23 protein-coding genes and 1 other RNA gene are annotated in these 24,549 nt (G+C 62.2%); 13 read left to right on the plus strand and 11 right to left on the minus strand.

All coding sequences use genetic code 11. The features are described 5' to 3' along the window. The first annotated feature begins 8 nt into the window (after positions 1-8). Both ubiD and NL123_RS01295 read left to right on the plus strand, forming a co-directional pair. Positions 9-1,475 carry a 4-hydroxy-3-polyprenylbenzoate decarboxylase gene (gene ubiD, locus NL123_RS01290; protein ID WP_003176824.1) on the plus strand — a complete coding sequence of 489 codons (1,467 nt, stop codon included), beginning with the start codon at positions 9-11 and terminating at the stop codon, positions 1,473-1,475. Further along, positions 1,475-2,443 carry a CDP-6-deoxy-delta-3,4-glucoseen reductase gene (locus NL123_RS01295; protein ID WP_248485256.1) on the plus strand — a complete coding sequence of 323 codons (969 nt, stop codon included), beginning with the start codon at positions 1,475-1,477 and terminating at the stop codon, positions 2,441-2,443. Before ubiD ends, NL123_RS01295 begins: the two co-directional genes overlap by 1 nt. Here the strand turns inward: NL123_RS01295 and NL123_RS01300 are convergent. Further along, complete coding sequence (locus tag NL123_RS01300; RefSeq protein WP_494357084.1) at positions 2,440-2,922, minus strand: sn-glycerol-3-phosphate transporter; 483 nt, start codon at positions 2,920-2,922, stop codon at positions 2,440-2,442. The two genes, NL123_RS01295 and NL123_RS01300, sit on opposite strands and share 4 nt — an antisense overlap. Before the next feature lie 328 nt (positions 2,923-3,250). On the opposite strand from NL123_RS01300, the gene NL123_RS01305 reads away from it, so the two are divergent. Both NL123_RS01305 and NL123_RS01310 read left to right on the plus strand, forming a co-directional pair. Beyond that, entirely contained in the window at positions 3,251-5,638 is a 2,388-nt protein-coding gene (locus NL123_RS01305) for a TonB-dependent receptor plug domain-containing protein (RefSeq protein WP_494357085.1), read from the plus strand. 26 nt (positions 5,639-5,664) lie between these two features. Then, complete coding sequence (locus tag NL123_RS01310; protein WP_248485251.1) at positions 5,665-6,318, plus strand: gamma-glutamylcyclotransferase; 654 nt, start codon at positions 5,665-5,667, stop codon at positions 6,316-6,318. Here the strand turns inward: NL123_RS01310 and glpT are convergent. Together glpT and NL123_RS01320 are read right to left on the minus strand one after the other, a co-directional pair. After that, the gene (gene glpT / locus NL123_RS01315) at positions 6,315-7,652 is read right to left on the minus strand and encodes a glycerol-3-phosphate transporter (protein WP_025857408.1); all 1,338 of its coding nucleotides are present in this window, start codon (positions 7,650-7,652) and stop codon (positions 6,315-6,317) included. The two genes, NL123_RS01310 and glpT, sit on opposite strands and share 4 nt — an antisense overlap. Before the next feature lie 247 nt (positions 7,653-7,899). Next, the gene (locus NL123_RS01320; protein ID WP_248485249.1) at positions 7,900-8,877 is read right to left on the minus strand and encodes an NADPH:quinone oxidoreductase family protein; all 978 of its coding nucleotides are present in this window, start codon (positions 8,875-8,877) and stop codon (positions 7,900-7,902) included. 150 nt (positions 8,878-9,027) lie between these two features. Between NL123_RS01320 and NL123_RS01325 the strand changes: the two genes are divergently transcribed. After that, the gene (locus NL123_RS01325) at positions 9,028-9,435 is read left to right on the plus strand and encodes a flagellar basal body-associated protein FliL (protein ID WP_032884296.1); all 408 of its coding nucleotides are present in this window, start codon (positions 9,028-9,030) and stop codon (positions 9,433-9,435) included. Positions 9,436-9,614: 179 nt separating this feature from the next. Here NL123_RS01325 and NL123_RS01330 read toward each other — a convergent pair whose 3' ends face one another. The 4 genes from NL123_RS01330 to NL123_RS01345 all read right to left on the minus strand — a co-directional run bounded on the left by NL123_RS01330 (position 9,615) and on the right by NL123_RS01345 (position 14,931). Next, positions 9,615-10,733, minus strand: a complete 1,119-nt coding sequence (locus tag NL123_RS01330; protein WP_248485248.1) for an ABC transporter permease — start codon at positions 10,731-10,733, stop codon at positions 9,615-9,617. Next, positions 10,733-13,450: a ribosome-associated ATPase/putative transporter RbbA gene (gene rbbA, locus NL123_RS01335; protein WP_494357086.1), complete on the minus strand. Its 2,718-nt coding sequence runs from the start codon at positions 13,448-13,450 to the stop codon at positions 10,733-10,735. The genes NL123_RS01330 and rbbA overlap by 1 nt, the downstream gene beginning before the upstream one ends. Continuing rightward, positions 13,447-14,412: an HlyD family secretion protein gene (locus NL123_RS01340; RefSeq protein WP_248485244.1), complete on the minus strand. Its 966-nt coding sequence runs from the start codon at positions 14,410-14,412 to the stop codon at positions 13,447-13,449. Before NL123_RS01340 ends, rbbA begins: the two co-directional genes overlap by 4 nt. A 69-nt stretch (positions 14,413-14,481) precedes the next feature. Further along, positions 14,482-14,931: an EVE domain-containing protein gene (locus tag NL123_RS01345; protein ID WP_494357087.1), complete on the minus strand. Its 450-nt coding sequence runs from the start codon at positions 14,929-14,931 to the stop codon at positions 14,482-14,484. Between the two features lie 194 nt (positions 14,932-15,125). Here NL123_RS01345 and NL123_RS01350 point away from each other — a divergent pair, with 194 nt between their 5' ends. Beyond that, positions 15,126-15,275 carry a hypothetical protein gene (locus NL123_RS01350; RefSeq protein WP_010207387.1) on the plus strand — a complete coding sequence of 50 codons (150 nt, stop codon included), beginning with the start codon at positions 15,126-15,128 and terminating at the stop codon, positions 15,273-15,275. Between the two features lie 7 nt (positions 15,276-15,282). On the opposite strand, the gene NL123_RS01355 is transcribed toward NL123_RS01350, so the two are convergent. From NL123_RS01355 to NL123_RS01370, 4 genes are all read right to left on the minus strand, one after another. Beyond that, on the minus strand, positions 15,283-15,912 hold the full coding sequence (locus tag NL123_RS01355) for a 5-formyltetrahydrofolate cyclo-ligase (protein ID WP_494357088.1): 630 nt from the start codon (positions 15,910-15,912) through the stop codon (positions 15,283-15,285). Positions 15,913-15,968: 56 nt separating this feature from the next. Continuing rightward, positions 15,969-16,147: non-coding RNA, 6S RNA (ssrS, locus tag NL123_RS01360), on the minus strand. A gap of 30 nt (positions 16,148-16,177) precedes the next feature. Continuing rightward, positions 16,178-16,495 carry a cell division protein ZapA gene (locus tag NL123_RS01365; protein ID WP_248485238.1) on the minus strand — a complete coding sequence of 106 codons (318 nt, stop codon included), beginning with the start codon at positions 16,493-16,495 and terminating at the stop codon, positions 16,178-16,180. Next, entirely contained in the window at positions 16,492-16,701 is a 210-nt protein-coding gene (locus tag NL123_RS01370) for a TIGR02449 family protein (protein WP_007982902.1), read from the minus strand. Before NL123_RS01370 ends, NL123_RS01365 begins: the two co-directional genes overlap by 4 nt. Positions 16,702-16,839: 138 nt before the next feature. Here NL123_RS01370 and NL123_RS01375 point away from each other — a divergent pair, with 138 nt between their 5' ends. The 7 genes from NL123_RS01375 to NL123_RS01405 all read left to right on the plus strand — a co-directional run bounded on the left by NL123_RS01375 (position 16,840) and on the right by NL123_RS01405 (position 24,493). Beyond that, the gene (locus NL123_RS01375) at positions 16,840-17,397 is read left to right on the plus strand and encodes a YecA/YgfB family protein (RefSeq protein WP_494357089.1); all 558 of its coding nucleotides are present in this window, start codon (positions 16,840-16,842) and stop codon (positions 17,395-17,397) included. A gap of 20 nt (positions 17,398-17,417) precedes the next feature. Further along, positions 17,418-18,740: a Xaa-Pro aminopeptidase gene (gene pepP / locus NL123_RS01380; RefSeq protein WP_248485236.1), complete on the plus strand. Its 1,323-nt coding sequence runs from the start codon at positions 17,418-17,420 to the stop codon at positions 18,738-18,740. Further along, the gene (gene ubiH, locus NL123_RS01385; protein WP_248485229.1) at positions 18,737-19,924 is read left to right on the plus strand and encodes a 2-octaprenyl-6-methoxyphenyl hydroxylase; all 1,188 of its coding nucleotides are present in this window, start codon (positions 18,737-18,739) and stop codon (positions 19,922-19,924) included. Before pepP ends, ubiH begins: the two co-directional genes overlap by 4 nt. Next, positions 19,917-20,402: a DUF4442 domain-containing protein gene (locus NL123_RS01390; RefSeq protein ID WP_248485227.1), complete on the plus strand. Its 486-nt coding sequence runs from the start codon at positions 19,917-19,919 to the stop codon at positions 20,400-20,402. Before ubiH ends, NL123_RS01390 begins: the two co-directional genes overlap by 8 nt. Positions 20,403-20,411: 9 nt before the next feature. Next, positions 20,412-21,629: a 2-octaprenyl-3-methyl-6-methoxy-1,4-benzoquinol hydroxylase gene (locus NL123_RS01395; RefSeq protein ID WP_494358274.1), complete on the plus strand. Its 1,218-nt coding sequence runs from the start codon at positions 20,412-20,414 to the stop codon at positions 21,627-21,629. A 95-nt stretch (positions 21,630-21,724) separates the two neighbouring features. Next, on the plus strand, positions 21,725-22,729 hold the full coding sequence (locus tag NL123_RS01400) for an extracellular solute-binding protein (protein ID WP_071490448.1): 1,005 nt from the start codon (positions 21,725-21,727) through the stop codon (positions 22,727-22,729). Positions 22,730-22,876: 147 nt separating this feature from the next. After that, complete coding sequence (locus tag NL123_RS01405; RefSeq protein ID WP_248485225.1) at positions 22,877-24,493, plus strand: ABC transporter permease; 1,617 nt, start codon at positions 22,877-22,879, stop codon at positions 24,491-24,493. The last annotated feature ends 56 nt before the right edge of the window (positions 24,494-24,549 follow it).

Below are 24,549 nucleotides of genomic sequence, written 5' to 3' on the forward strand. Positions count from 1 at the left end.
CATGGTTAATGAAATTCAAGGATCTTCGGGATTTCGTGCAGCAACTTGAGCAGCGCGGAGAGTTGAAACGTATCCAGATGCCGATTTCCCCGGTGCTGGAAATGACTGAGATTTGCGATCGTACCCTGCGCAACAAGGGCCCGGCGCTGCTGTTCGAGAACCCGACCGGCTTCGATATCCCGGTGCTCGGCAACCTGTTCGGAACGCCCGAACGCGTGGCCTTTGGCATGGGTGCCGAGTCGGTCAGCGAATTGCGCGAGATCGGCAAGCTGCTGGCCTTCCTCAAGGAGCCTGAGCCGCCCAAGGGGCTGAAGGATGCCTGGTCGAAGCTGCCGATCTTCCGCAAGATCATTGCCATGGCACCCAAAGTGGTCAAGGACGCGGTGTGCCAGGAAGTGGTCATCGAAGGCGATGACGTCGATCTCGCCATGCTGCCGGTGCAGACCTGCTGGCCCGGGGACGTGGGCCCGCTGATCACCTGGGGCCTGACCGTCACCAAAGGCCCGAACAAGGACCGCCAGAACCTCGGTATCTATCGCCAGCAAGTGATCGGCCGCAACAAGGTCATCATGCGTTGGCTGAGCCACCGTGGCGGCGCGCTGGACTTCCGTGAGTGGTGCGAAAAGCACCCCGGCAAACCGTTCCCGGTCTCCGTGGCCCTGGGCGCCGACCCCGCCACCATCCTCGGTGCCGTGACCCCAGTGCCCGACAGCCTGTCCGAATACGCCTTCGCCGGTCTGCTGCGCGGTAACCGCACTGAGCTGGTGAAATGCCGTGGCAACGACCTGCAAGTGCCGGCCACCGCCGAAATCATCCTTGAAGGCGTGATTCATCCGGGCGAAATGGCCGATGAAGGCCCTTACGGCGACCACACCGGCTACTACAACGAAGTCGACAGCTTCCCGGTCTTCACCGTGGAGCGCATCACCCATCGGATCAAGCCGATCTACCACAGCACCTACACCGGCCGGCCGCCCGATGAGCCGGCGATTCTCGGCGTGGCGCTCAACGAAGTGTTCGTGCCGATCCTGCAGAAGCAATTCCCGGAGATCACCGACTTCTACCTGCCGCCGGAAGGCTGCTCGTACCGCATGGCCATCGTGACCATGAAGAAGTCGTACCCGGGCCATGCCAAGCGGGTAATGCTCGGTGTGTGGTCGTTTTTGCGACAGTTCATGTACACCAAGTTCGTTATTGTCACCGACGACGACATCAACGCCCGCGACTGGAACGACGTGATCTGGGCCATCACCACGCGCATGGACCCCAAGCGCGACACGGTGATGATCGACAACACGCCGATCGACTACCTCGACTTCGCTTCGCCGGTGTCGGGCCTGGGTTCGAAGATGGGCCTGGATGCCACCCACAAATGGCCGGGCGAAACCACCCGCGAGTGGGGCCGGGTGATCGTCAAGGATGAAGCCGTCACCGCCCGTGTCGATGCGATCTGGAAAGAATTGGGAATAGATTGATGCGTGTAACCCTGCAACCTTCCGGCGCCGTGCTGGAACTGGTCCCTGGCGAGCGAATCCTCGAAGGCGCGCGTCGCCTGGGCTACGAGTGCCCACAGGCCTGCCGCAACGGCGTGTGCCATGTGTGCGCCGCGCTGTTGGTGGAAGGCCGCGTACAGCAGGCCGGTGAAGTGCGTGATCACGGTGAGTTCTACACCTGCATTGCCGAGCCGCTGGAAGATTGCGTTGTGTTGTGGGATGGCGTGCTGGCGCCGGGAGAGTTGCCGTTGCGCAAACTGTCGTGCCAATTGAGTGAATGCGTAGAGGTCGGTGGCGACGTGTGGCGGGTGCGCCTGCGTGCACCGGCCGGCAAGGCGGTGCGTTACCACGCCGGCCAGTACCTGATGATCGAGCGGGAGAACGGCGAGAAATCCGCATTCTCCCTGGCTTCTGCGCCTCATGCCGGACGTGAGCTGGAGTTGCATGTACTGGCTCGCGAGGACAGTGCCCGCACTTTGCTTGCGCAACTGCAACGCAACCAGATGGCTCGCGTCGAGCTGCCGTTTGGCGACACCCACCTGGCCGAGCTGCCCGATGGTCCGCTGGTGTTGATTGCCGCTGGCACCGGCATGGCGCAGATGCACAGCCTGATCGAACATTGCCGCGCCTCCGGCTTCAAGCACCCGGTGCACCTGTACTGGGGCGTGCGCCGCCCGGAAGATTTCTACGAGATCGAACACTGGGACCAATGGTTGCAACTGCCCAACCTGTTTTTGCACAAAGTCGTCAGCGACCTGTGCGGTTGGGAAGGGCGCTGCGGGTTGTTGCATGAAGCGGTGTGCGAAGACATTGCCGACCTCAAGTCGGTGCACGTCTACGCCAGCGGCTCGCCGGCAATGATCTATGGCACCCTGGATGCGCTGGTCGAAGCCGGCATGGATGCGCACCAGATGCGCGCCGACGTGTTTGCCTATGCGCCGCGTGCTTAAAATCGTACGCCGGTCGTCACCATCGCTGCGTTGAACCCCAGCAACACCAATTCCGCCGCCACTGGCCCGTAATGCGTGCCCACCGACGGAATGATCACCGGCGCCACACCGAAACGGTTCAACGGGATCTTGTCGCGGTACTTGCCGCGATAGCCCTGGATCGCCCCGCCCGTCAGTTTCAAATACACCGGATAGTCGGCCATGTCGTAGCGTTTACCCGCGTACGCGTAGTACGAGCGCTGGCTGAACGAGTTGCGAAACGTCGCCCCGCCATACACAAAGCCTGAGGCTTCATTGCGCTCCAGGCCGATCAGGTCCTGGTTGTTGTTGTGGTCCGGGTCCGGCGCAAAGTGCCGGGTGTAGACGCTGGTCTGCGCATACCAGAAACCTTTGTCGTCCTCTGTGGCCGGTGTTTCGCCCGCCAGGGCGGTGGTGGCCTGGGCCAGGAACAGCAGGCCAGGCAGTCGGAATTTTTTCATGGGTGCGACCTCGATAGTCGGTTTGATGCTCGGCTAGGTGGGTCATAAGGTGGGCGCCATTTTGACGGTTTGGCACGTTCCCAGGCTGAACCGGGGCTGAAACTACCGGGATTGGCCCGCGCAATCCTGATGAATGGGCGAGTTTGCTTATGCAATCACTTATGCTTTAAAGGTATTTAATTTGTTACATAAATATCCTTAAGCTATATCGCAACGGACTACCGACTCTTTCACAACCACTAATCACTGACCGCCACCGCCCGCCAGCCGGATCGATCGTAAGAACTCAGAGCACGACGTTCTGGTTTTTGATTCAAAGGGGAGCGGTATGGGGAGCTACAAGCAACACGCGCTGTACACGGCGATTTTGTCAGCCAATTTGCTGGCCGCCGTGGGTTTCAATCCTGTCTTCGCGGCCGAAACGTCGGCCACCGATACACCCAAGCTCGACACCGTGATCGTCACCGGCACCCGCGCCCAGGAGCGTACGGCCAGTGCTTCGCTGTCACCCATCGATGTGATTTCCGGCGATACCCTGCGCAGCACCGGCTCCGATGAGCTGGGCGCAGTGCTGGCGCGGCTGATTCCATCGATCAACTTCCCGCGCCCGAGCCTGGTGGACGGTGCTGAGCTGGTGCGTCCTGCGCAGTTGCGCGGCCTGTCGCCGGATCAGGTGCTGGTGCTGGTCAACGGTAAGCGTCGCCATACCAGCGCGTTCGTCAACCTGGGCGGTGCGGTGGGGCGCGGCTCGGCGCCGGCGGACCTGAACGCGATCCCGCTGTCGGCGGTAGACCATATCGAGGTGCTGCGCGATGGCGCTTCCGCGCGCTACGGCTCGGACGCCATTGCTGGGGTGATCAACGTGATCCTCAAGCACGCCGACCATGGCGGCTCAATCTCCACCAAGTTCGGCGAATACAAGAAGGGCGATGGTATCCAGCGTAACGTCAGCGGCAATACCGGCCTGGCATTGGGCGATAACGGCTTCATCAACCTCTCGGCAGAAGGTGCCGATAACGATTACACCAACCGTGCCGGCAATGATTACCGCCCAGCCAGTGTCGGCTCCACCACCTACGGCCAGCGCGTGTTCCGCCAGGGCGAACCGGCCACCAATGAAGGCAAGTTGCAGTTCAACTCGGAATATTCGTTCAACGATGCCGCCGAGTTCTACACCTTCGGCGGCTACAGCAAGCGGCGCGGCGAGACGGCGGCGTTCTATCGGGCGAGCAACGCCTCCAACAACATTGCGGCGCTCAACCCCAACGGCTACCTGCCGTTGATCAAGGGCAACCTGGAGGACACCTCGCTGGTGGTGGGCCTGCGCGGGCTGTTGGCCTACGACTGGCACTACGACCTCTCGGCCAACTACGGCAAGAACCAGTACGAGTTGAGCACCGAAACCATCAACACCTCCCTGGGCCTGGCCACGCCGCGCAAGTTCGACAACGGCACCCTGAGCAACGACCAGAAGCAAGTCAGCCTCGACCTGTCCCGTGAGTTCGACGTGGGCTTCCTGCCATACCCGGTCTCCGTGGCCTTTGGCGGTGAATACCTGCGCCAGGGGTATGAGATTGAAGCGGGTGAACCGGCGTCCTACTACCAGACCGGCAGCTCGGGCCTCGGCGGCTTCCGTGATGCCGACGCCGGCAGCAGTTCGCGCCACAACTGGGCCCAGTACCTGGACCTGGAAACCAACTTCACCGAAAAACTCAGCGCATCGGCCGCCGTGCGGCATGAGGATTACAGTGACTTTGGCTCCAATGTCAGCGGTTCGCTGTCGGCCCGTTACGACTTCACCCCGCAGGTGGCCTTGCGCGGCAGTATCTCCAACGGTTTCCGCGCACCGTCCCTGGCGCAGCAGAACTTTGCGTTTACCTCGTCGCAGTTGATCGGCAGCGACATCCGCGAGGCCGGCACTTTCCCGGCATCGAGCCAGGTGGCCCGCCTGCTGGGCGCGGAAGACCTCAAGGCCGAGAAGTCGCGCAACTATAGCCTTGGCCTGGTGCTGGAGCCTGCCGACGACCTGACAGTAACCGTGGACGTGTACCGCATCGATATCCGCGACCGTATCAGCCTGTCGTCCAACCTCAATCTGGACCCGGCCACCCAGGCCTATCTGCGCGCCAACGGTGTCGGCAATATCAACTACACCACCGCCCGCTACTTCACCAATGCCACCGACACCAGCACCGACGGCGTCGACCTGGTGGCCAACTATCGCTATCAATTCGATAACGGCATCCGCTGGAACAGCACCGTGGGCTACAACTACAACCATACCCGGGTGACGGACGTGAAGCCCAACCCGGCCATCCTCGATAGCCTGGGTGCCAACCTGGTGCGGGTGGACCGTCGCGAAAAGAGCGGCTTGCTGGGCGACACCACGCCTGAGCACAAACTGAGCCTGGGTAACGACTTCACATTCGGCAATTGGGCGCTGCACAGCAACCTGGTGCGCTATGGTGAATTCACCAGCTACCAGGCAGACAAGGTCAACGACCAGACCTTCAAGGCGGCCTGGGTGCTGGATTTGTCGGCGGACTATAAGTTGAAGAACTGGACCTTCACCCTGGGTGGCGACAACGTTACCGATAAATACCCTGAGAAGGTCAATGCCTTCGCCAGCAGCGGTGGCAATTTGGCCTATAGCACTTTTTCGCCGTACGGTTACAGCGGTGCGTTCTATTACGGTAAAGTTGCCTACAACTGGTAAAGCACAGGAGACCTAAGCGATTTGCCATGACCGTTATTGAATCCGATCTTTTGCAATTGGCTTACCCTCCGCGGCTCGATCTTGGGCCGCAACTCACTCACGAACAGTTGATGAGCTCGATGCAGGCCACCATGGCGCGGCATAAGGGTGGGCCGGTCTGGTTATTCGCTTATGGTTCGCTGATCTGGCGCCCTGAATGCTCCTCGACCGAGCGGGTGCGGGCACGGGTCCACGGTTATCACCGGGGCCTGTACCTGTGGTCCCATGAGCATCGGGGTACGCCGGAGCTGCCGGGGCTGGTCTTTGGCCTGGATCGTGGGGGCTCCTGCAGCGGGTTTGCCTACCGTTTGCCGGAAGATCAGCTGGAAGCCTCGCTGTACGCCCTGTGGCAGCGCGAGATGCCTTACCCGTCCTACCGGCCACACTGGCTCAGCTGCCGTCTGGAAGATGGCAGTACCGTACAGGCGCTGGGGTTTGTGTTGGAGCGGCACTTGCCCAGCTACGCCGGTAACTTGCCCGATATCGTACTGAACCATGTGCTGCAAAGTGCTTGCGGGCGTTACGGCACCACTCGCGATTATGTCGAGCAGACCGTCAACGCCCTGCGCAGCCACGCCATGCCAGATAAGAACCTGGAGGCGCGGCTCAAGCGTTGTGCAAAGGGTTGCTCAGGTGCTTAGCGCGCCGAACTGACGCTGTTGGTGTGCCACAGCGTCGGGATCAGGAAGGCGATTGCCAGCAGGCATGCGCCGATCAGCAGCACGAAACCGCCGTCCCAGCCGAAATGGTCGACGGTGTAGCCCATGGCCGCACTGGCCGCCACCGAGCCGCCCAGGTAACCGAACAGGCCGGTGAAGCCAGCAGCGGTGCCGGCGGCTTTCTTCGGTGCCAGTTCCAGCGCCTGCAGGCCGATCAGCATCACCGGGCCGTAGATCAGGAAGCCGATGGAGAACAGCGCAATCATGTCGATCATCGGGTTGCCCGGCGGATTGAGCCAGTACACCAGGGTCGCCACGGTCACCAGCGCCATGAACACGATGCCGGTCAGGCCACGGTTGCCACGGAAGATCTTGTCCGACATCCAGCCGCACAGCAGCGTGCCCGGGATACCCGCCCACTCATAGAAGAAGTACGCCCACGACGATTTATCCACCGTGAAGTGCTTGGCTTCTTTCAGGTAGGTCGGTGCCCAGTCCAGTACGCCGTAACGCAGCAGGTAGACAAACACGTTGGCGAAGGCGATGTACCACAGCATTTTGTTGCGCAGCACGTACTTGACGAAGATTTCCTTGGCGCTGAATTCATCTTCGTGGCTGGCGTCGTAGCCTTCCGGGTAGTCGTTCTTGTACTGCTCAATTGGTGGCAGGCCGACCGATTGCGGGGTGTCGCGCATGGTGATGAAGGCAAACGCCGCCACCAGCAACGCCACGGTAGCCGGTACGTAGAACGCCGCATGCCAGTCGTTGAACCAGGCCATGCCCAGCAGGAACAGCGGGCCGATCAGGCCGCCGCCGACGTTGTGCGCCACGTTCCACACCGACACCACGCCGCCGCGTTCCTTCTGCGACCACCAGTGCACCATGGTCCGCCCACTCGGCGGCCAGCCCATGCCTTGGGCCCAGCCGTTGATGAACAGCAAAATGAACATCATGGTCACGCTGGACGTCGCCCAGGGTGCGAAACCGAAAATGAACATCACCCCGGCGGAAACCAGCAGGCCGAAGGGCAGGAAGTAGCGCGGGTTGGAGCGGTCGGACACCAGGCCCATGAGGAACTTGGACAGGCCGTAGGCAATCGCGATGGCCGACATCGCCAGGCCCAGTTCGCCGCGGGTGTAACCCTCGTCGATCAAGTAGGGCATGGCCAGGGAGAAGTTTTTGCGCAGCAGGTAGTAGCCGGCGTAACCGAAGAAAATACCGGCGAAGATCTGCCAGCGCAGGCGTCGGTAAGTGCTGTCTATTTTTTCTTCAGGCAGGGGCGCCTGATGTGCGGCAGGACGAAAGAAAGCAAACATTCAAGAGCTCCAGATTTCTTGTTTTGACTGCGGATGCGAATGTTACAGTTTCGTTACCGAAAATAGCATCGCCTCTTATCTATAAACAACCAGAAATGAACGCTAATGAATGTTCCCTTACGAACACCGGAGATCGAAAAGTGGGAGGGGGCTTGCCCCCGATAGCTGTTTATCAGTCTGTATAGCTGTGACTGACACACCGCTATCGGGGGCAAGCCCCCTCCCACATTGACGGTATTTCAAATTTTTAGCGGGTTTGGACGACGACCTTTCCAACCGCCTTGCGCTGGCCAAGGTCATTGATCGCCTGGGCGGCCTGTTCCAACGGATACACCTGCGACACCAGCGGCTTGAGCTTGCCTTCACCGTACCAAGTGAACAACTGCTGGAAGTTCGCCGCATTATCCTGCGGCTGGCGCTGGGCGAAAGAACCCCAGAACACCCCGACCACCGCCGCGCCCTTGAGCAGCGCCAGGTTCACCGGCAACTCCGGTATGCGCCCGCTGGCAAACCCCACCACCAACAAGCGGCCGTTCCAGGCGATGGCGCGGATGGCCTGGTCAAACAGGTCGCCGCCCACCGGGTCGTAGATCACATCGGCACCATTGCCGTCCGTGAGGCGCTTGATCTCGTCTTTCAGGCTGGTTTCGCTGTAGTTGATCAACTCATCGGCGCCGGCGGCCTTGGCCACCGCGAGTTTGTCGGCGCTGCTGGCGGCGGCGATCACACGCGCGCCCATGGCCTTGCCGATTTCCACGGCAGCCAGGCCCACGCCACCGGAAGCGCCGAGCACCAGCAGGGTTTCGCCGGCTTGCAGGTTGGCCCGTTGCTTGAGCGCGTGCATCGACGTGCCGTAAGTCATGCTGAACGCGGCGGCGGTGTTGAAATCCATGCTCGGCGGGATCGGCAGTACGTTATAGCCCGGCACCGCGACCTGTTCGGCAAAGCTGCCCCAGCCGGTCAGCGCCATGACTCGGTCACCGACTTTCAGGTGGCCGACTTTTTCGCCCACTTCACTGACCACGCCAGCCGCTTCGCCACCCGGCGAGAACGGAAAGGGCGGCTTGAACTGGTACTTGCCCTCAATGATCAGCGTATCCGGAAAGTTGACCCCGGCCGCGTGCACGTCCAGCAGGATTTCGTTCTTCTTGATCGCAGGGCTTGCGACATCTTCCAGCACCAGGGTTTCGGCAGGGCCGAAGGCTTTGCACAGCACAGCTTTCATCGGACTATTCCTTTTGGCGTCGTGGCCGATAAGTGTAGGAGGGTACGCCCGTGGGTCAACGAGCATGCCCAGGCCTGATAAGCCGCCATAAGCTTGTGCTCTGCCTTGCTAGCGTTATGCTACCCGGCAACCGAATGTGAGGAATGAACTGTGAAAGCGTGGATCCTGTTGATGCTGGCCCTGACCTTGCCGATGGCGGCCCAGGCCGAAGAAGCCAAAGAGGGCGAGGCGCCGAAGGTCAGCTATATCAGCCTGAGCCCGCCGTTCGTGGGCAACTACGGCCTGGATGGCACGGCGAAACTCAAGGTGTTCAAGGCCGACATCGCCCTGCGCGTGACCGGCACCGAAGCGGCCGCCGCCGTCAAAGCCAACGATGCGTTGATCCGTAACCAGTTGGTGGCCCTGTTCACCCAGCAGACCAACGAGGCGATGAGCACCGTCGAGGGCAAAGAAAAACTGCGCCAGGAAGCCCTGAAGCAGACCCAGCAAGTGATGAATGACGAGACGGGCAAGCCGGTGGTGGAAGATCTGTTGTTCAACAACCTGATCATCCAGTAAGTCTCCTAAGTGTTATGGGCCTGGCTTCTGTGGTGAGCGGGCTTGCCCCGCGCTGGGCGGCGAAGCCGCCCCAAAACCATACACCTCGGTGTGCCTGAAGAAATGTGGTGAGTCTGATGGGGCTGCTGCGCAGCCCAGCGCGGGGCAAGCCCGCTCACCACAACAAGCCGGATCCAGGCTTATGAGGCGAGGCTTTTGCGGAACCGCGCCAACGCCACCGCAAAAAACACCAACCCAATCCCCGCCAGTGCCAGCAAATCCGGCCACACCACGCTCACCCCCGCATCACGAAACAGAATCGCCGCACTCAAACTCACAAAATGCGTCGACGGCGACCCCTGCATCACCCACTGCAACCACTCGGGCATGCTGTCCAGCGGCGTACTGCCGCCTGAGAGCAACAGCATCGGGATAATCACTGGAATTGCCAGCAGGCCGAATTGCGGTGTGGAACGGGCAAGCGTCGCCAGGAAAATCCCCAGCGCCGTACTGGCAAACAGGTACAGCGCGGTCACGAACAGAAACAACCCCAGCGAGCCGGCCAGCGGCACCCCAAGCAGGCCCTTGACCACCAGTTCCACCGACAGCCAGGTACACAGCACCACCACCAGCATGTTGCTCCAGATTTTCGCCAGCATGATTTCCAGCGCCGTCAGCGGCAGTACCAGCAGGTGGTCGAGGGTGCCGTGTTCACGCTCACGCAGCAGGGCGGTACCGGTCAGGATAATGGCGAGGATGGTGATGTTGTTGACGATCTGGATCACCGCCAGGAACCAGCCGCCTTCCAGGTTGGTATTGAACAGCGCCCGGGTAGTGAGCTGCGCGGGTGCCCGGCTGGCGGCATCGGCTTGTCCGCTGTAGGTCAGCAGTTCGCGCTGGAAAATCCGCCCGATGTAGCCCGCCCCCATGAACGCCTGGCTCATTGCCGTGGCATCCACATTCACCTGCACCCCCGGCTGGCGCCCCGCCAACAGGTCGGCCTGGAAATTCGCCGGCACATTGATTACGAAAGTGTACTTGCCGCTGTCCATGACTCTGTCCAATTGGTCATAGGCCAACGGTGCAGGCGCCTGGAATTCGGGCGGTTGCAGCGCTTCGGCCATCTGCCGCGAGAGAGCGCTGTGGTCTTCATCGACAAATGCCACGCTGGCGTTGTGTACACCGATCACCGAACCGGCGGCGGGCATATAGATGGCGACGGTGAAGGCGTAGAACAGAAACAGCAGCAACACGCTGTCATGGCGCAGGCTGGTCAGTTCCTTGATCCCCAGCCGCAGAATGTGCGCGAACTTATGCATCAGGCCTCCTGCTTCTTGAGCATGACCAGGCTCAGCCCGGTAAACCCGACGAAGAACCCGAACAGCGCCAGGCACTGCGGCCACAACTGGCGCAGGTCCAGGGCCTTGGTGAAGGTGCCCACGGCAATGTCCAGGAAGTGCCCGGCCGGAAACAGCATGCCCATCAAGGCCGCCGCGCCTTCCAGGGACGAGCGCGGCACGATCAGCCCGGAGAACTGGATGGTCGGCAGACTGGTGATGATCATGGTGCCGAGGATCGCCGCGATCTGCGTACGGGTGAAGGCCGAAATCAGCAGGCCCATGCTGGTGGTCGCCAGCACGTAGAGCAGGCCGCCGAACGCCAGGGTGAGGGCGCTGCCCTTGAAGGGCACGCCGAACAGCCAGCGGTTCATCGCCACCAAGACCGTCAGGTTGACCAGGCTCACGGCCAGGTACGGTGCCTGTTTGCCCAATAGAAACTCCAGGCGGGTCAGCGGCGTGGCGTAGAAATTGGTGATCGAGCCCAGCTCCTTCTCGCGCACGATGCCGAGCGCGGTGAGCATCGCCGGGATAAACGCCAGGATCAGCGCCATCACGCCGGGGCCGATGGCGTTTACGCTGACCACGTCCTGGTTATAGCGAAAGCGCGTTTCCAGCTTGGCGGCGGCCGGGGTGTTGCGCGGCAGGCTGCTCAGTTCGGCCAGTTGCTGCAGGTTCTCCTGATGCACGGCCTCGACATAGTTACGGCTGGTTTCCGCACGAAACGGCATGCCGCCGTCCAGCCACGCGGCCACCGTGGGTTGGCGGCCGGCGTAGAGGTCGCGGCCAAAACCAGGCGGGATCTCCAGGGCCAGTTTGATTTCTGAACGTTGCAGGCGCCGGTGCAGTTCAGTCGAGTCCTGGATCGGCGCTTGCTCGGCGAAATAGCGCGAACTGCGAAACGCCTCCAGGTAGGCGCGGCTTTGCGGCGTCTGGTCCTGGTCGTAGACGGCGAAGGCGAGGTTTTCCACATCCAGGGAAATGCCATAGCCGAAGATCACCATCATGAACATCGCCCCCAGCAGGGCGAAGGCCATGCGCACTCTGTCGCGCAGCAGTTCCTTGCCTTCGCGGCTGGCCACGGCTACCAGACGGGCCAGGCTGAAACCGCGTTTACTCACTGGCGCTGTGCTGGTTTCGCTGACGGTCTTGGCCGGCGCGGTGGGCTCGGCTTCGCCCTGGGCTTGTTCCAGGCAGGTGACGAACGCGGCTTCCAACGTATTGCCGTGGAATTGCTGTTGCAGCGCATCCGGCGTATCGCAGGCCAGCACCTTGCCCGCGTGCATCAGGGAAATGCGGTCGCAGCGCTGGGCTTCGTTCATGAAGTGGGTGGACAGGAAGATGGTCACACCTTGTTCGCGGGACAGCTCGATCAGCAATCGCCAGAAGTCATCCCGTGCGGCTGGGTCGACGCCCGAGGTGGGCTCATCGAGGATCAGCACTTCCGGGCGATGCAGCACCGCCACCGCCAATGACAAACGCTGGCGCAGGCCGAGGGGCAGCTCGCCGGACGGTTGCTCGGCGACGTCACCCAAGTCGAAACGCTGGATCAGCTCATCAATGCGCGGTCCGCTGTCGGCCTTGGGCAGGTCGAACAGTTGCGCATGCAGCACCAGGTTCTGGCGCACGCTGAGTTCGCCGTACAGCGAAAAGCTTTGCGACATGAAACCCACGCGCTTGCGCGTGGCCAGGTCCTTGGCGTTCACCGGGTTGCCCAGCAGCGTCGCGCTGCCCTCGGTGGCCGGCATCAGCCCGGTGAGGACTTTCATGGTGGTGGTCTTGCCGCAGCCGTTGGAGCCGAGGAAGCCGAAGATCTCGCCGCGACCAATCGCAAAGCTGACCTTGTTCACCGCGGTGAAATCGCCGAAACGCAGGGTCAGGTCATGGGCCTCGATGGCGACATCGGTGTTGTCGCTCTCCCTCGGCGGAATCACCAGCGGCTGGTTGTCGTGGGCGCTGTCACCCTGGAAGTGGGTGAAGGCTTCGTCCAATTTGCCGCTGGGTGTCGCGGCGGCCAAGTCGCTGCTCAGGCCATCGGCGATCAGCTTGCCGCGATCGAGCATCAGGCAGTGTTCGAACTGCTCGGCTTCTTCCATGTAGGCCGTGGCCACCAGCAATGTCAGTTGCGGGCGTTCGCTGCGTACGCTGTCGACCAGTTCCCAGAAGCGCCGACGTGACAGTGGGTCGACGCCGGTGGTGGGTTCGTCGAGGATCAACAGGTCCGGGTCGTGGATCAGCGCGCAGCACAGGCCAAGCTTCTGTTTCATGCCGCCGGAGAGCTTGCCGGCCGGGCGCTCGGCGAAGCGTGCGAGGTCGGTGGCCAGCAGCAGGTTGTGCATGCGCTGGTCGCAATCGGCTTTGGACAGGCCGAACAGCGTGGCAAAGAAACGGATGTTTTCGCTGATGGACAGCTCGGGGTACAGGTTGCCGCCCAGGCCCTGGGGCATAAAGGCAATGCGCGGATACAGGCTGTTGCGGTGGCGGCGATCGTCGATGGCGCCGCCGAGCACCTGCAACTGGCCGTCCTGCAGCTTTTTAACCCCGGCGATCAAACCCAGCAGGCTCGACTTGCCCGCGCCATCCGGCCCGATCAACCCGCAGCGCGTACCGGCCGGCAGGTTGAAGGCGATGTCGACCAGGGCCTGCTGTTTGCCGTAGCGGTGGTTGATCCCCGTGGCCTGCAGCGCCAGGGCGGTCATTGCAGGTTGGCCGGCCAGTCGATGTCAGCCGTGCGCACATAGCCGGCGCCGGGCATGCCCGGTTTGGCCTGGGGCACGGCGCTGGGTTGGGTCAGGCGCAGTTTGACGCGAAATACCAGTTTCTGGCGTTCGTCGCGGGTTTCCACTTCCTTGGGGGTGAACTGGGATTTGGCGGCGACGAAGCTGATCCTGGCCGGCAGCGGCTGGTCGGGCAGGGCGTCGAGCAGGATGCGTGCGTCGCTGCCGACGGTGAGACGGCCGGTCACGGAAGCGGGCAGGTAGAGGTTCATGTATTGATCATTGGGATCGATCAACAGCAGTACACGGCCGCCCGCGCCCAGCACTTCACCCGGCTCGGCCAGGCGTAGCTGGATAACGCCGTCGATGGGCGCGCGCAGGCTGCTGTCGTCGATCTCGCTGGTGAGCTGGGCGACCTGGGCCTCGGCGGCGCCAATGGCGGCCTTTACCGAATTGACCTGGGCCTGCGCGGCAATCACGGCGGCGTTGCCGGTGTTCTGTCGCGCCTGCTGTTGATCAATCAGCTGGCTGCTGGCGAAGCCGCGCTTGTACAGCTCCTGGGTGCGCTTGAGTTCCTGGTTGGCCAGCAGTTGCTCGCTCTGGCGCAGTTGCACGTTGGCCTCGGCGGCGGCGAAGTTTTCCTTGGCGCGCAGCACTTCGGCTTCGGCCTGGGCGCGTTGGGCTTCGAGGGTGCGGGTGTCCATGCGTGCAAGCAGTTGGCCCTTGAGCACCTTGTCGCCTTCGTCTACCCGCACTTCGGCCAGGCGCCCGGGGATCTTGGCGGCGATCTGCACTTCGGTGGATTCCAGGCGCCCATTGCCCATGCTCAGGCCTTCGGGCAGGCGGTCCTGGGTGGAGCGCCAGTAACCGAAGCCACCGGCACCCAGCAACAGGGCGATGAGGGCAACGGCGAAAAGGCGGGAGGTGTGGTGGTTCGTCGACATGGCTGCTTCCTGCGGCGTTAGCGTCCTAGTGTGAGCGGTTTGCCCCGGTGGGGCGTTGATGCCGGTCAGTCAAATCAAATGGATAACGGCGTGCCATTGCTCGGGCGTGACGGCCATCACCGACAGCCGGCTGCCTTTTTGCACCAGGGGCAGTTCGGCGAGGGCGGCTTGTTGCTTCAGGTAGCCTAGGCCGAGCACCTTGGGAAAGGTCTGCACATGGGCAACGTTGATCGCGCTCCACGGATTTTTCTCCGGGGTGGCCTTGGCGTCGAAGTAGTGGCTTTCGGGCTCCAACGCGGTGGGATCCGGATAGGCCGCCTCGATGATTTTGCCGATGCCGGCAATGCCCGGCTCCGGGCAACTGGAGTGATAGAAGAAAAATTCGTCACCCACCGCCATGGCCCGCAGGAAGTTACGCGCCTGGTAGTTGCGTACCCCGTCCCAGCGGGCTTCGCCAAGCTTTTCCAGGCCTTTGATGGAGAGTTCGTCGGGCTCGGATTTCATCAGCCAATAGGCCATTGTTGGGCTCCTGAAATAAGCGGTGGGCAAGTTGTCCTGCAATTTGATGACAAACCGACAGTCGGTTGGCGCCAAGGTTTGCGTGTTGGTTCACGTTACCGCAGAATGCCGGCTTTTAAAGCTTGACGCAGCTGCAACGGACTCTTTGGAACGTTGTTGTCATCGTGTACGAGGTGCCTGAAGGGGGGCAATCGATGCAACGTAAACCGGATTTACTATGGATTTTGGTGATTTTGTTTGGTCTGGGCGTCGTGACCACCGGGTATGCCCAAAGCTTGTGGTCGAACAAGACCGATGCGCCCGTTGAACTGGCTCAGCAGCAGCCGCAACCGTTCAAGCGCTGACCCTTCTTCAAGGCGCCGCTGACTCCAGTGGCGTCTTCGCAATATACCAATGCTTATCGGTGACGGTGGCCGCCAACGGCACATCCCAGCTCGCCTGCGCCAATCGATCGACCTTCTGGCATTCATGGGCCAGGCCCAGCAGCGTCGGCTTGCGCCAGCTCTGGCGGCGCGCCAGGTAAGCCAGGCTGCGGTCGTAGAACCCGCCGCCCATGCCCAGGCGTCCGCCGGCATCATCAAAACCCACCAACGGCAGCAGCACCAGGTCCAGCGCCCAGACTTTGCGTTGGCGGCTGATGTTCACCCGTGGTTCCAGGATGCGAAAGCGATTGGGCAGCAGCTTCTCACCAGGCTTGACCCGTTGGAACACCATCTTGGTACGTGGCCAGGCGCTGAGCACCGGCAGATAGGTGGCTTTGCCCCGGCGCTGTGCTGCACGCAGCAGCAAGCGCGGATCGATTTCACCGTCCGTCGGTAGGTATAAGGAAATATGTTTGGCCCGGCGAAACAGCGGGTGCTGTGCCAGTTGCCGATACAGGCCGTGGGCGGCCTTGCGCTGCTCGCTCGGCGTGAGGGCGCGGCGGGCTTTGCGCAACATGCGTCGAAGTTGCGGACGGGAAAGCGGCGCAGGTTCGGTCATGGTTTCGGCTCATAAAACAATGCCAGTCCGAAGACTGGCATTGAGTTTGGGAATTCAGGCTCCCCGACAGAGCCGCTGTCGACTTAGCCCTTGAACCCGAAAGTTCAAGGTGGAAGATGCAGTAGGCTTTAAGGCTTTCCGTCTAGCGGACATGCACACCAGCCCAACGTGCAACTTCCAGGGTAGTGCGAATCGGCTCAGGGACATCGCCGACTGGCAAACACGCCAGGGAGTGGGGCGAGTATACCTTAAACAGTCGCGGCAATCAGCCCTTGGGTGCGTCTGCATCGCTGGAAAGCACCAGATCGACACGCTCCAGCAAGTCACGCACCTGCTCACGCGTCGAACCGCTGGCCTGCACGTCAGGGCGTTCCTGCTTATGCAGCAAATCGTGGGTAATGTTCAGGGCGGCCATCACGGCGATGCGGTCGGCGCCGATGACTTTGCCGCTGCTGCGGATTTCACGCATCTTGCCATCCAGGTAGCGGGCGGCGCTCACCAGGTTGTTGCGCTCTTCCTGGGGGCAGATGATCGAATATTCTTTGTCGAGGATCTGCACGGTGACGCTATTGCTTGAACTCATGAGTCTTGCTCCAGGGCCTTCAGGCGCGAAATCATCGATTCGACCTTACGCCGGGCGATTTCGTTTTTTTCAATGAGGTGAGCGCGTTCCTCGCGCCAGGTCTTTTCCTGAGCTAATAGGAGTCCGTTTTGACTCTTAAGTTGCTCGACCCGAGTAATTAGCAATTCGAGTCTGGCCATCAGCGCTTGCAGGTCGGTGTCTTCCATTGGGTTCCACTGGATTTGTCTGATGAATGGCAACTGCAGGATAAACGATCTGACGCCCTTGATAGTCTTGGTACGTCTGCCGGTGCTAGGATACAGCGCTCCATTCTAGACATTGCGCCGTCTGGCGCCTAGCTCACCATGCCTATTCAGAACTCCCCGTACGATGCTTTCTCCAAACTGCTGAGCACCAGCGGCCACCCCTGCTCGCCGGCCGAATTGCACGGCGTGTTGCTGGGCCGTAGCTGCACCGGCGTCGGCTTCGACGCCGACAACTGGCTGGCCGACGTGGCCGAGCTGCTGGAAACCGAACCGACCGACAACGTGCGCAACGCGCTGATCGGCCTACAAGAGATGGTCAAGGGCGAGCTGACCGGTGATGACGTCACCGTGGTCCTGCTGCTGCCGACCGACGACGCGCCGCTAACCGAGCGTGCCGCCGCACTGGGCCAATGGTGCCAGGGCTTCCTCCACGGCTTCGGCGTGAACGCCGGCGGCCTGGAACTGAGCACCGACGCCAAGGAAGTGCTGCAGGACCTGGCAGCCATCTCCCAGGTGCAAGACGCCCTGGACGAGTCCGAAGACGGCGAGGGTGACTACATGGAAGTGATGGAATACCTGCGCGTCGCGCCGCTGCTGCTGTTCACCGAGACCAAAAAATCGGCTGAGCCGGCTGCACCCAAGCCGTCGCTGCACTAAGAAAGGAAACCCCTCTGCCCATGATCCATATCCCCAAAGCGGAATACACCCGGCGCCGCAAGGCGCTCATGGCGCAGATGGAACCCAACAGCATCGCGATCCTGCCGGCCGCCGCCGTGGCGATCCGCAATCGCGATGTCGAACACGTGTACCGCCAGGACAGTGATTTCCAGTACCTGAGCGGCTTCCCCGAGCCGGAAGCGGTGATCGTGCTGATGCCCGGTCGCCAGCACGGCGAGTACGTGCTGTTCTGCCGCGAACGCAACGCCGAACGCGAACTGTGGGACGGCCTGCGCGCCGGCACCGAAGGCGCGATTCGTGACTTTGGCGCCGACGATGCCTTCCCCATCACCGATATCGACGACATCCTGCCCGGCCTTATCGAAGGCCGCGACCGGGTGTACTCGGCCATGGGCAGCAATGCCGAGTTCGACCGGCACCTGATGGAGTGGATCAACGTGATCCGCTCCAAGGCCCACCTGGGCGCCCAGCCACCGAACGAATTCGTTGCCCTGGATCATCTGTTGCACGACATGCGCCTGTATAAATCGGCGGCGGAAGTGAAGGTGATGCGCGAGGCGGCGCGAATCTCTTGCGCGGCCCACGTGAAGGCGATGCAGGCCAGCCGGGCCGGCCTGTATGAGTTCAGCCTGGAAGCCGAGCTGGATTATGAATTTCGCAAAGGCGGCGCGAAAATGCCGGCCTACGGTTCCATCGTCGCCGCCGGGCGCAACAGCTGCATCCTGCATTACCAGCAGAATGACGCGGTGCTCAAGGACGGTGACCTGGTGCTGATCGACGCCGGTTGCGAGATCGACTGCTATGCCAGCGACATCACCCGCACCTGGCCGGTCAATGGCAGATTTTCGCCGGAACAAAAGGCGATCTACGAGATTGTGCTGGCCTCCCAGGAAGCCGCCTTCGCGGAGATCGCCCCGGACAAGCATTGGAACCAGGCCCATGAGGCGACCGTACGGGTCATCACCGCCGGGTTGGTCAAGCTGGGGTTGTTGCAGGGTGACGTCGACGAACTGATCGCCAGCGAAGCCTATAAGGTGTTTTACATGCACCGTGCCGGTCATTGGCTGGGCATGGATGTACACGATGTGGGCGAATATAAAGTGGGCGGTGAATGGCGTGTGCTGGAAGTCGGCATGGCGTTGACCGTGGAACCGGGGATCTACATTTCACCGGACAACCAGAACGTGGCAAAGAAATGGCGTGGCATTGGCGTACGCATCGAGGACGACGTGGTAGTGACCAAGCAAGGCTGTGAAATCCTGACCGGCGGCGTGCCCAAGACTGTCGCCGATATCGAAGCGCTGATGGCGGCTGCGCGATGAGCCGGGTCAACCTGGCGATCATCGGCGGCGGCCTGGTGGGCGCCAGCCTGGCACTGGCGTTGCAGGCCGGGGCCAAGGCCCGGGGCTGGAAGATCGTGCTGATCGAACCCTTCGCGCCGGGCGACAGCTACCAGCCGAGCTACGATGCGCGTTCTTCGGCGCTGTCCTTCGGCGCCCGGCAGATCTATCAGCGGCTGGGCCTGTGGCAGGACATTTCACGCCGCGCCGAGCCGATCAAGCAGATCCATGTGTCCGACCGTGGGCGTTTCTCCACCGCGCGCTTGTCTGCCATGGAAGAGGGCGTGCCGGCCCTCGGTTACGTGGTGGAAAACGCCTGGCTGGGCCAATGCCTGTGGCAAGGCCTGGACAAAGACGTGGTCAGCTGGCGTTGCCCGGCCGAAGTCGCGCGCATGGAGCCGCTTCCCGATGGCTACCGCCTGACCCTTAACGATGAAACCGTGCTGGAGTGCGATCTCGCTGTACTGGCTGACGGCGGCCGCTCCGGCCTGCGCGAACAACTGGGCATCGGCGTGAAAACCCGCCCCTACAACCAGAGCGCGCTGATCGCCAACATCACCCCGAGCGAAGCCCACAACGGCGAGGCGTTCGAGCGCTTCACCGATGAAGGCCCGATGGCCTTGCTGCCGCTGCCAGACAACCGCTGCGCGCTGGTCTGGACGCGCATCGGCATGGATGCGCAGCGCCTGGCCAATCTCGATGAACGCAGTTTCCTCAGTGAATTGCAGGGCGTGTTCGGCTATCGCCTGGGTACGCTGAAGCAAGTGGGCGCCCGTCACCTGTATCCGCTGACGCTGGTGGAAGCCGAGGAGCAAGTGCGCTCCCATCTGGCGATCCTCGGCAACGCCGCCCACAGCCTGCACCCAATTGCCGGGCAGGGCTTCAACCTGTCCCTGCGTGACGCGAATGCCCTGGCCGAGGCTTTGCTGGCCGGGCCGCAGGTGCCGGGTGATCTGGCCACCTTGCAGGGTTATCGCGAGCGCCAGCGCCTGGACCAGAAACTCACCGTGGGCTTCTCCGACCAGGTCACGCGCCTGTTCGGCAGCGCCCAACCGTTGGTCGCCCTGGGCCGAAACATGGGGCTGCTGGGGCTGGATTTGTTGCCGCCCGCCAAACGCTGGTTCGCCCGGCAAGCCATGGGCCTGGGCACGCGTCCCGATGCGTAAGTGGTTGATCGCGCGCCTGGGCAAGGCGAGATTGTTGCGTTGGATCATGACCCTGTACCCGCCGTACCTGGGCGCGGGGGTCAGCGTTCAGCGCATGAGCGCCGATTTTCGTCACGTCAAAGTGCGCATGGGCCTGGGCTGGTACAACCGCAACTATGTCGGCACGCAATTCGGCGGCAGCCTGTATTCGATGGTTGACCCGTTCTACATGTTGATGCTGATGGAGAACCTGGGCCGCGACTACATCGTGTGGGACAAGGCCGCGAGTATCGATTTCATTTCGCCCGGCAAAGGCCCGGTGTATGCCGAATTTTCCATCGACGAGGCCTTGCTGGACGAGGTCCGTCGACACACCGAAGGTGGCGAGAAGTACCTGCCCCACCTCAAGGTGCAGATTCATGACGGCTCCGGCACCCTGGTGGCGCGTGTCGACAAAACCCTTTACGTGCGGCGCAAGCCGCCAGTGAGACAGGCTTAAAGCATGGACATGCGCGCAGATGTGCTGATTGTCGGGGCCGGAATGGTCGGAAGCGCCCTGGCGCTGGCGTTGCAGGGCAGCGGCCTGCAGGTGCTGCTGCTCGACGGCAGCCCGCTGAGCGTCAAGCCGTTCGACCGCGAGGCCGCCTTCGAACCCCGTGTGAGCGCCTTGTCGGCCGCCAGCCAGCGCATTCTGGAGCGGCTGGGCGTGTGGGACGGCATCGTCTCGCGCCGCGCCAGCCCTTACGGCGAGATGCAGGTGTGGGACGGCAGCGGCACCGGGCAGATCCACTTTTCGGCCGCCAGCGTGCATGCCGAGGTGCTCGGGCATATCGTCGAGAACCGCGTGGTGCAGGATGCCTTGCTTGACCGTCTGCACGACTGCGACCTGGGCCTGCTGGCCAATGCGCGCCTGGAACAGATGCGCCGTTCCGGCGATGACTGGCTGCTGACCCTGGCCGATGGCCGCACGTTGCGCGCGCCGCTGGTGGTGGCCGCCGATGGTGCCAACTCCGCCGTACGCCGCCTGACAGGCACCGCGACCCGTGAGTGGGATTACCTGCATAACGCCATCGTCACCAGCGTGCGCAGCAGCCAGCCGCATCAGCGTACGGCGTGGCAACGCTTTACCGATATGGGTCCGCTGGCGTTTTTGCCGCTGGAGCGGGATGGGCAGGAGGATTGGTGTTCGATCGTCTGGTCGACCACGCCGGCCGAGTCCGAGCGCTTGATGGCGCTGGATGATGAAAGCTTCTGTCGTGAACTGGAACGCGCCTTTGAAGGGCGCCTTGGTACGGTGTTGAGCGCCGACCCGCGTGTGTGTGTCCCGTTGCGTCAGCGCCACGCCAAACGCTACGTGGCCGAAGGCCTGGCCTTGATCGGCGACGCGGCTCACGTCATTCATCCGTTGGCGGGGCAGGGTGTGAACCTGGGATTCCTCGATGCAGCGGTGTTGGCCGAGGTGCTGTTGGCGGCAACCGAGCGCGGCGAGCGCCTGGCGGACGTTAAGGTACTGAGCCGTTACGAGCGTCGGCGCATGCCGCATAACCTGGCGCTGATGGCGGCGATGGAGGGTTTTGAGCGACTGTTCCAGGCCGATCAACTGCCGCTGCGCTGGTTGCGCAACGCCGGGTTGAAGATGGTCGACCAGATGCCCGAGGCCAAGGCCGTGTTTGTGCGTCAGGCGCTGGGCCTGAGTGGGGATCTGCCGGAGCTGGCCAAGCCCTGAAGGAGCTGTGCAACATCTGGTAACGCCTCCACCAAGCGTTACCAAATGTGAGTCCTTATCATTTGCCCTCTTTTTGCAAATGAGAGACCGCACCCATGTTGGCACCCAAGCGCCTCCTGACTGCCCTGGCACTCACCCTGATCGGCAGCACCACTGTGCAGGCCGCCGACGAAGTGGTGGTCTACTCCTCGCGCATCGATGAGCTGATCAAGCCGGTCTTCGATGCCTACACCCAGAAAACCGGCGTGCAGGTCAAGTTCATCACCGACAAGGAAGCGCCGCTGATGCAGCGCATCAAGGCCGAGGGCGCAAACGCCACCGCCGACCTTCTGCTCACCGTGGATGCCGGCAACCTCTGGCAGGCCGAGCAGATGGGGATCCTGCAACCGTTCACCTCCCCGGTGATCGACAAGAACATTCCCCTGCAATATCGCTCGTCAAAACACACCTGGACCGGCTTGAGCCTGCGCGCACGCACCATCGCCTATTCCACCGACCGGGTGAAACCGGGTGACCTCACCACCTACGAAGCCCTGGCTGACAAACAGTGGGAAGGCCGCCTGTGCCTGCGTACGGCGAAAAAGGTCTACAACCAGTCGCTGACCGCCACCCTGATCGAAACCCACGGCGCGGCCAAGACCGAAGAGATCGTCAAGGGTTGGGTCAACAACCTGTCCACCGACGTGTTCTCCGATGACATCGCTGTGCTCGAAGCCATCAACGCCGGGCAATGCGACGTGGGTATCGTCAACACCTACTACTACGGCCGCCTGCACAAGCAGAAACCGGACCTGGCGGTGAAGCTGTTCTGGCCGAACCAGGGCGACCGTGGCGTGCACGTGAACCTGTCGGGTATCGGCCTGACCCAGCACGCGCCGCATCCGGAAGCCGCCAAGGCGCTGGTAGAGTGGATGACCACGCCTGAGGCGCAGAAGATCTTTGCCGATGTGAACCAGGAGTTCCCGGCCAACCCGGCAGTGCCGCCGTCAGCCGAAGTGGCGACCTGGGGCAAGTTCGTGGCGGACACCTTGCCGGTGGAAGTGGCGGGCAAGCGCCAGGCTGAGGCGATCCGCCTGATGGATCGCGCCGGCTGGAACTGACACACTGCTGGTCAAAATGTGGGAGGGGGCTTGCCCCCGATAGCGGGATATCAGTTCACTCATCATGGACTGATCCACCGCCATCGGGGGCAAGCCCCCTCCCACATTGGATTGAGTTGAATTAAAGACATTCACTGAGAACTGACTTTGGCCCACCCCGCCCAACGCCGCTGGTACCTGCCGGTCTTCACCGTCGCCGCCCTCGTACTGCTGCCGCTGAGCGTGCTGTTGCTGTCCTGGCAAAGTATCGACAACCAGATCTGGTCGCACCTGTGGGAAACCCAGATGCCGCGCCTGCTGGGCAACACGCTCACCCTGGTGCTGGGCGTCGGTATCGGCGTGACCCTGTTGGGCGTCAGCCTGGCCTGGTTGACCAGCCTCTGCGAGTTTCCTGGTCGGCGCTGGCTGGATTGGGCGTTGATGTTGCCGTTCGCCATTCCTGCCTATGTGCTGGCCTTTGTGTTTGTCGGCCTGCTGGACTTCTCCGGTCCCGTGCAAACCCTGTTGCGTGAATGGTTCGGCACCGGGCTGCGCCTGCCACGGGTGCGCTCCACCAGCGGAGTGATCATCGTCCTGGTCCTGGTGTTCTATCCCTATGTTTATCTATTGGCGCGCACCGCGTTCCTGGCCCAGGGCAAAGGCCTGATGGAGGCCGCGCGGGTGCTGGGGCAATCGCCATGGCGAGCGTTCTGGCACGTGGCCCTGCCCATGGCGCGGCCGGCGATTGGGGCTGGAGTCGCCTTAGCGTTGATGGAAACCCTGGCGGATTTCGGCGCGGTCTCAGTGTTCAACTTCGACACGTTCACCACCGCCATCTACAAGACGTGGTACGGCTTCTTCAGCCTTTCCAGCGCCGCCCAGTTGGCCAGCCTGTTGCTGCTGGTGGTGATGCTGGTGCTGTACGGCGAGCGGCGCGCCCGGGGCGCCAGCCGACCGAGCAATGAACGGCCACGTAGTAAGGCGTTGTACCACCTGCGTGGGTTCAAGGCGGTCGCGGCCAGCAGTTGGTGCGGGTTGGTGTTCGCCTGTGCGTTTGTCATCCCGATGTTGCAACTGGTGGCCTGGTTCTGGCAGCGCGGCCGCTTCGATCTGGATGAGCGCTATTCGGGCCTGATCCTCCACACGCTTTACCTGGGCGGCATCGCGGCCTTGATCACGGTCAGCGTGGCCCTGGTGCTGGCGTTCGCCAACCGCCTGGCGCCGACACGGGCGATCCGTTCCGGTATCAGCCTGGCCAACATCGGCTATGCCTTGCCGGGCTCGGTGCTGGCGGTATCGATCATGTTGGCGTTCAGCTATCTGGACCGTGAACTGGTGGTGCCTGTCTCCAGCTGGCTCGGTGGGGCGGGCAAGCCGTTGCTGTTGGGCAGCCTGTCGGCATTGGTGCTGGCGTACCTGGTGCGTTTCCTGGCGGTGGCCTATGGGCCGTTGGAAAACAGCCTGGCGCGTATCCGCCCGTCCCTGCCGGAAGCTGCACGCAGTCTAGGTGTGAGTGGCCCACGACTGTTTTGCAAAGTGTATCTGCCGTTGCTGCTGCCGGGTACTTTGAGCGCAGCACTCCTGGTGTTTGTCGATGTGCTCAAGGAAATGCCCGCCACCTTGCTGATGCGCCCGTTTGGCTGGGATACGCTGGCAGTGCGGATCTTTGAAATGACCAGTGAGGGCGAGTGGGCACGGGCCTCTTTGCCGGCGTTGACCCTGGTGCTGGTGGGCCTGTTGCCGGTGATCGGGCTGATCCGACGCTCTGCACGGCAAATCGGTTAGGTGCCAGTCCTACGGCTTGCGGCTACAATGCGCGGCATTCGGTGCGCTTCGTCTTT

It is taken from the genome of Pseudomonas sp. FBCC-B1565, from assembly GCF_059133265.1.

Excerpts from the sequence above, each read along its gene's own strand:
- NL123_RS01400 (WP_071490448.1), top strand. The coding sequence starts at position 21,725 with ATGTTGGCACCCAAGCGCCTCCTGACTGCCCTGGCACTCACCCTGATC.
- rbbA (WP_494357086.1), bottom strand. The coding sequence starts at position 13,450 with ATGACCGCCCTGGCGCTGCAGGCCACGGGGATCAACCACCGCTACGGC.
- NL123_RS01300 (WP_494357084.1), bottom strand. The coding sequence starts at position 2,922 with ATGAAAAAATTCCGACTGCCTGGCCTGCTGTTCCTGGCCCAGGCCACC.
- NL123_RS01310 (WP_248485251.1), top strand. The coding sequence starts at position 5,665 with ATGACCGTTATTGAATCCGATCTTTTGCAATTGGCTTACCCTCCGCGG.
- NL123_RS01355 (WP_494357088.1), bottom strand. The coding sequence starts at position 15,912 with ATGACCGAACCTGCGCCGCTTTCCCGTCCGCAACTTCGACGCATGTTG.
- glpT (WP_025857408.1), bottom strand. The coding sequence starts at position 7,652 with ATGTTTGCTTTCTTTCGTCCTGCCGCACATCAGGCGCCCCTGCCTGAA.
- NL123_RS01320 (WP_248485249.1), bottom strand. The coding sequence starts at position 8,877 with ATGAAAGCTGTGCTGTGCAAAGCCTTCGGCCCTGCCGAAACCCTGGTG.
- ubiD (WP_003176824.1), top strand. The coding sequence starts at position 9 with ATGAAATTCAAGGATCTTCGGGATTTCGTGCAGCAACTTGAGCAGCGC.
- NL123_RS01395 (WP_494358274.1), top strand. The coding sequence starts at position 20,412 with ATGCGCGCAGATGTGCTGATTGTCGGGGCCGGAATGGTCGGAAGCGCC.
- NL123_RS01365 (WP_248485238.1), bottom strand. The coding sequence starts at position 16,495 with ATGAGTTCAAGCAATAGCGTCACCGTGCAGATCCTCGACAAAGAATAT.
- ubiH (WP_248485229.1), top strand. The coding sequence starts at position 18,737 with ATGAGCCGGGTCAACCTGGCGATCATCGGCGGCGGCCTGGTGGGCGCC.
- NL123_RS01340 (WP_248485244.1), bottom strand. The coding sequence starts at position 14,412 with ATGTCGACGAACCACCACACCTCCCGCCTTTTCGCCGTTGCCCTCATC.
- NL123_RS01345 (WP_494357087.1), bottom strand. The coding sequence starts at position 14,931 with ATGGCCTATTGGCTGATGAAATCCGAGCCCGACGAACTCTCCATCAAA.
- NL123_RS01330 (WP_248485248.1), bottom strand. The coding sequence starts at position 10,733 with ATGCATAAGTTCGCGCACATTCTGCGGCTGGGGATCAAGGAACTGACC.
- NL123_RS01390 (WP_248485227.1), top strand. The coding sequence starts at position 19,917 with ATGCGTAAGTGGTTGATCGCGCGCCTGGGCAAGGCGAGATTGTTGCGT.
- NL123_RS01375 (WP_494357089.1), top strand. The coding sequence starts at position 16,840 with ATGCCTATTCAGAACTCCCCGTACGATGCTTTCTCCAAACTGCTGAGC.
- NL123_RS01305 (WP_494357085.1), top strand. The coding sequence starts at position 3,251 with ATGGGGAGCTACAAGCAACACGCGCTGTACACGGCGATTTTGTCAGCC.
- NL123_RS01370 (WP_007982902.1), bottom strand. The coding sequence starts at position 16,701 with ATGGAAGACACCGACCTGCAAGCGCTGATGGCCAGACTCGAATTGCTA.
- pepP (WP_248485236.1), top strand. The coding sequence starts at position 17,418 with ATGATCCATATCCCCAAAGCGGAATACACCCGGCGCCGCAAGGCGCTC.
- NL123_RS01295 (WP_248485256.1), top strand. The coding sequence starts at position 1,475 with ATGCGTGTAACCCTGCAACCTTCCGGCGCCGTGCTGGAACTGGTCCCT.
- NL123_RS01350 (WP_010207387.1), top strand. The coding sequence starts at position 15,126 with ATGCAACGTAAACCGGATTTACTATGGATTTTGGTGATTTTGTTTGGT.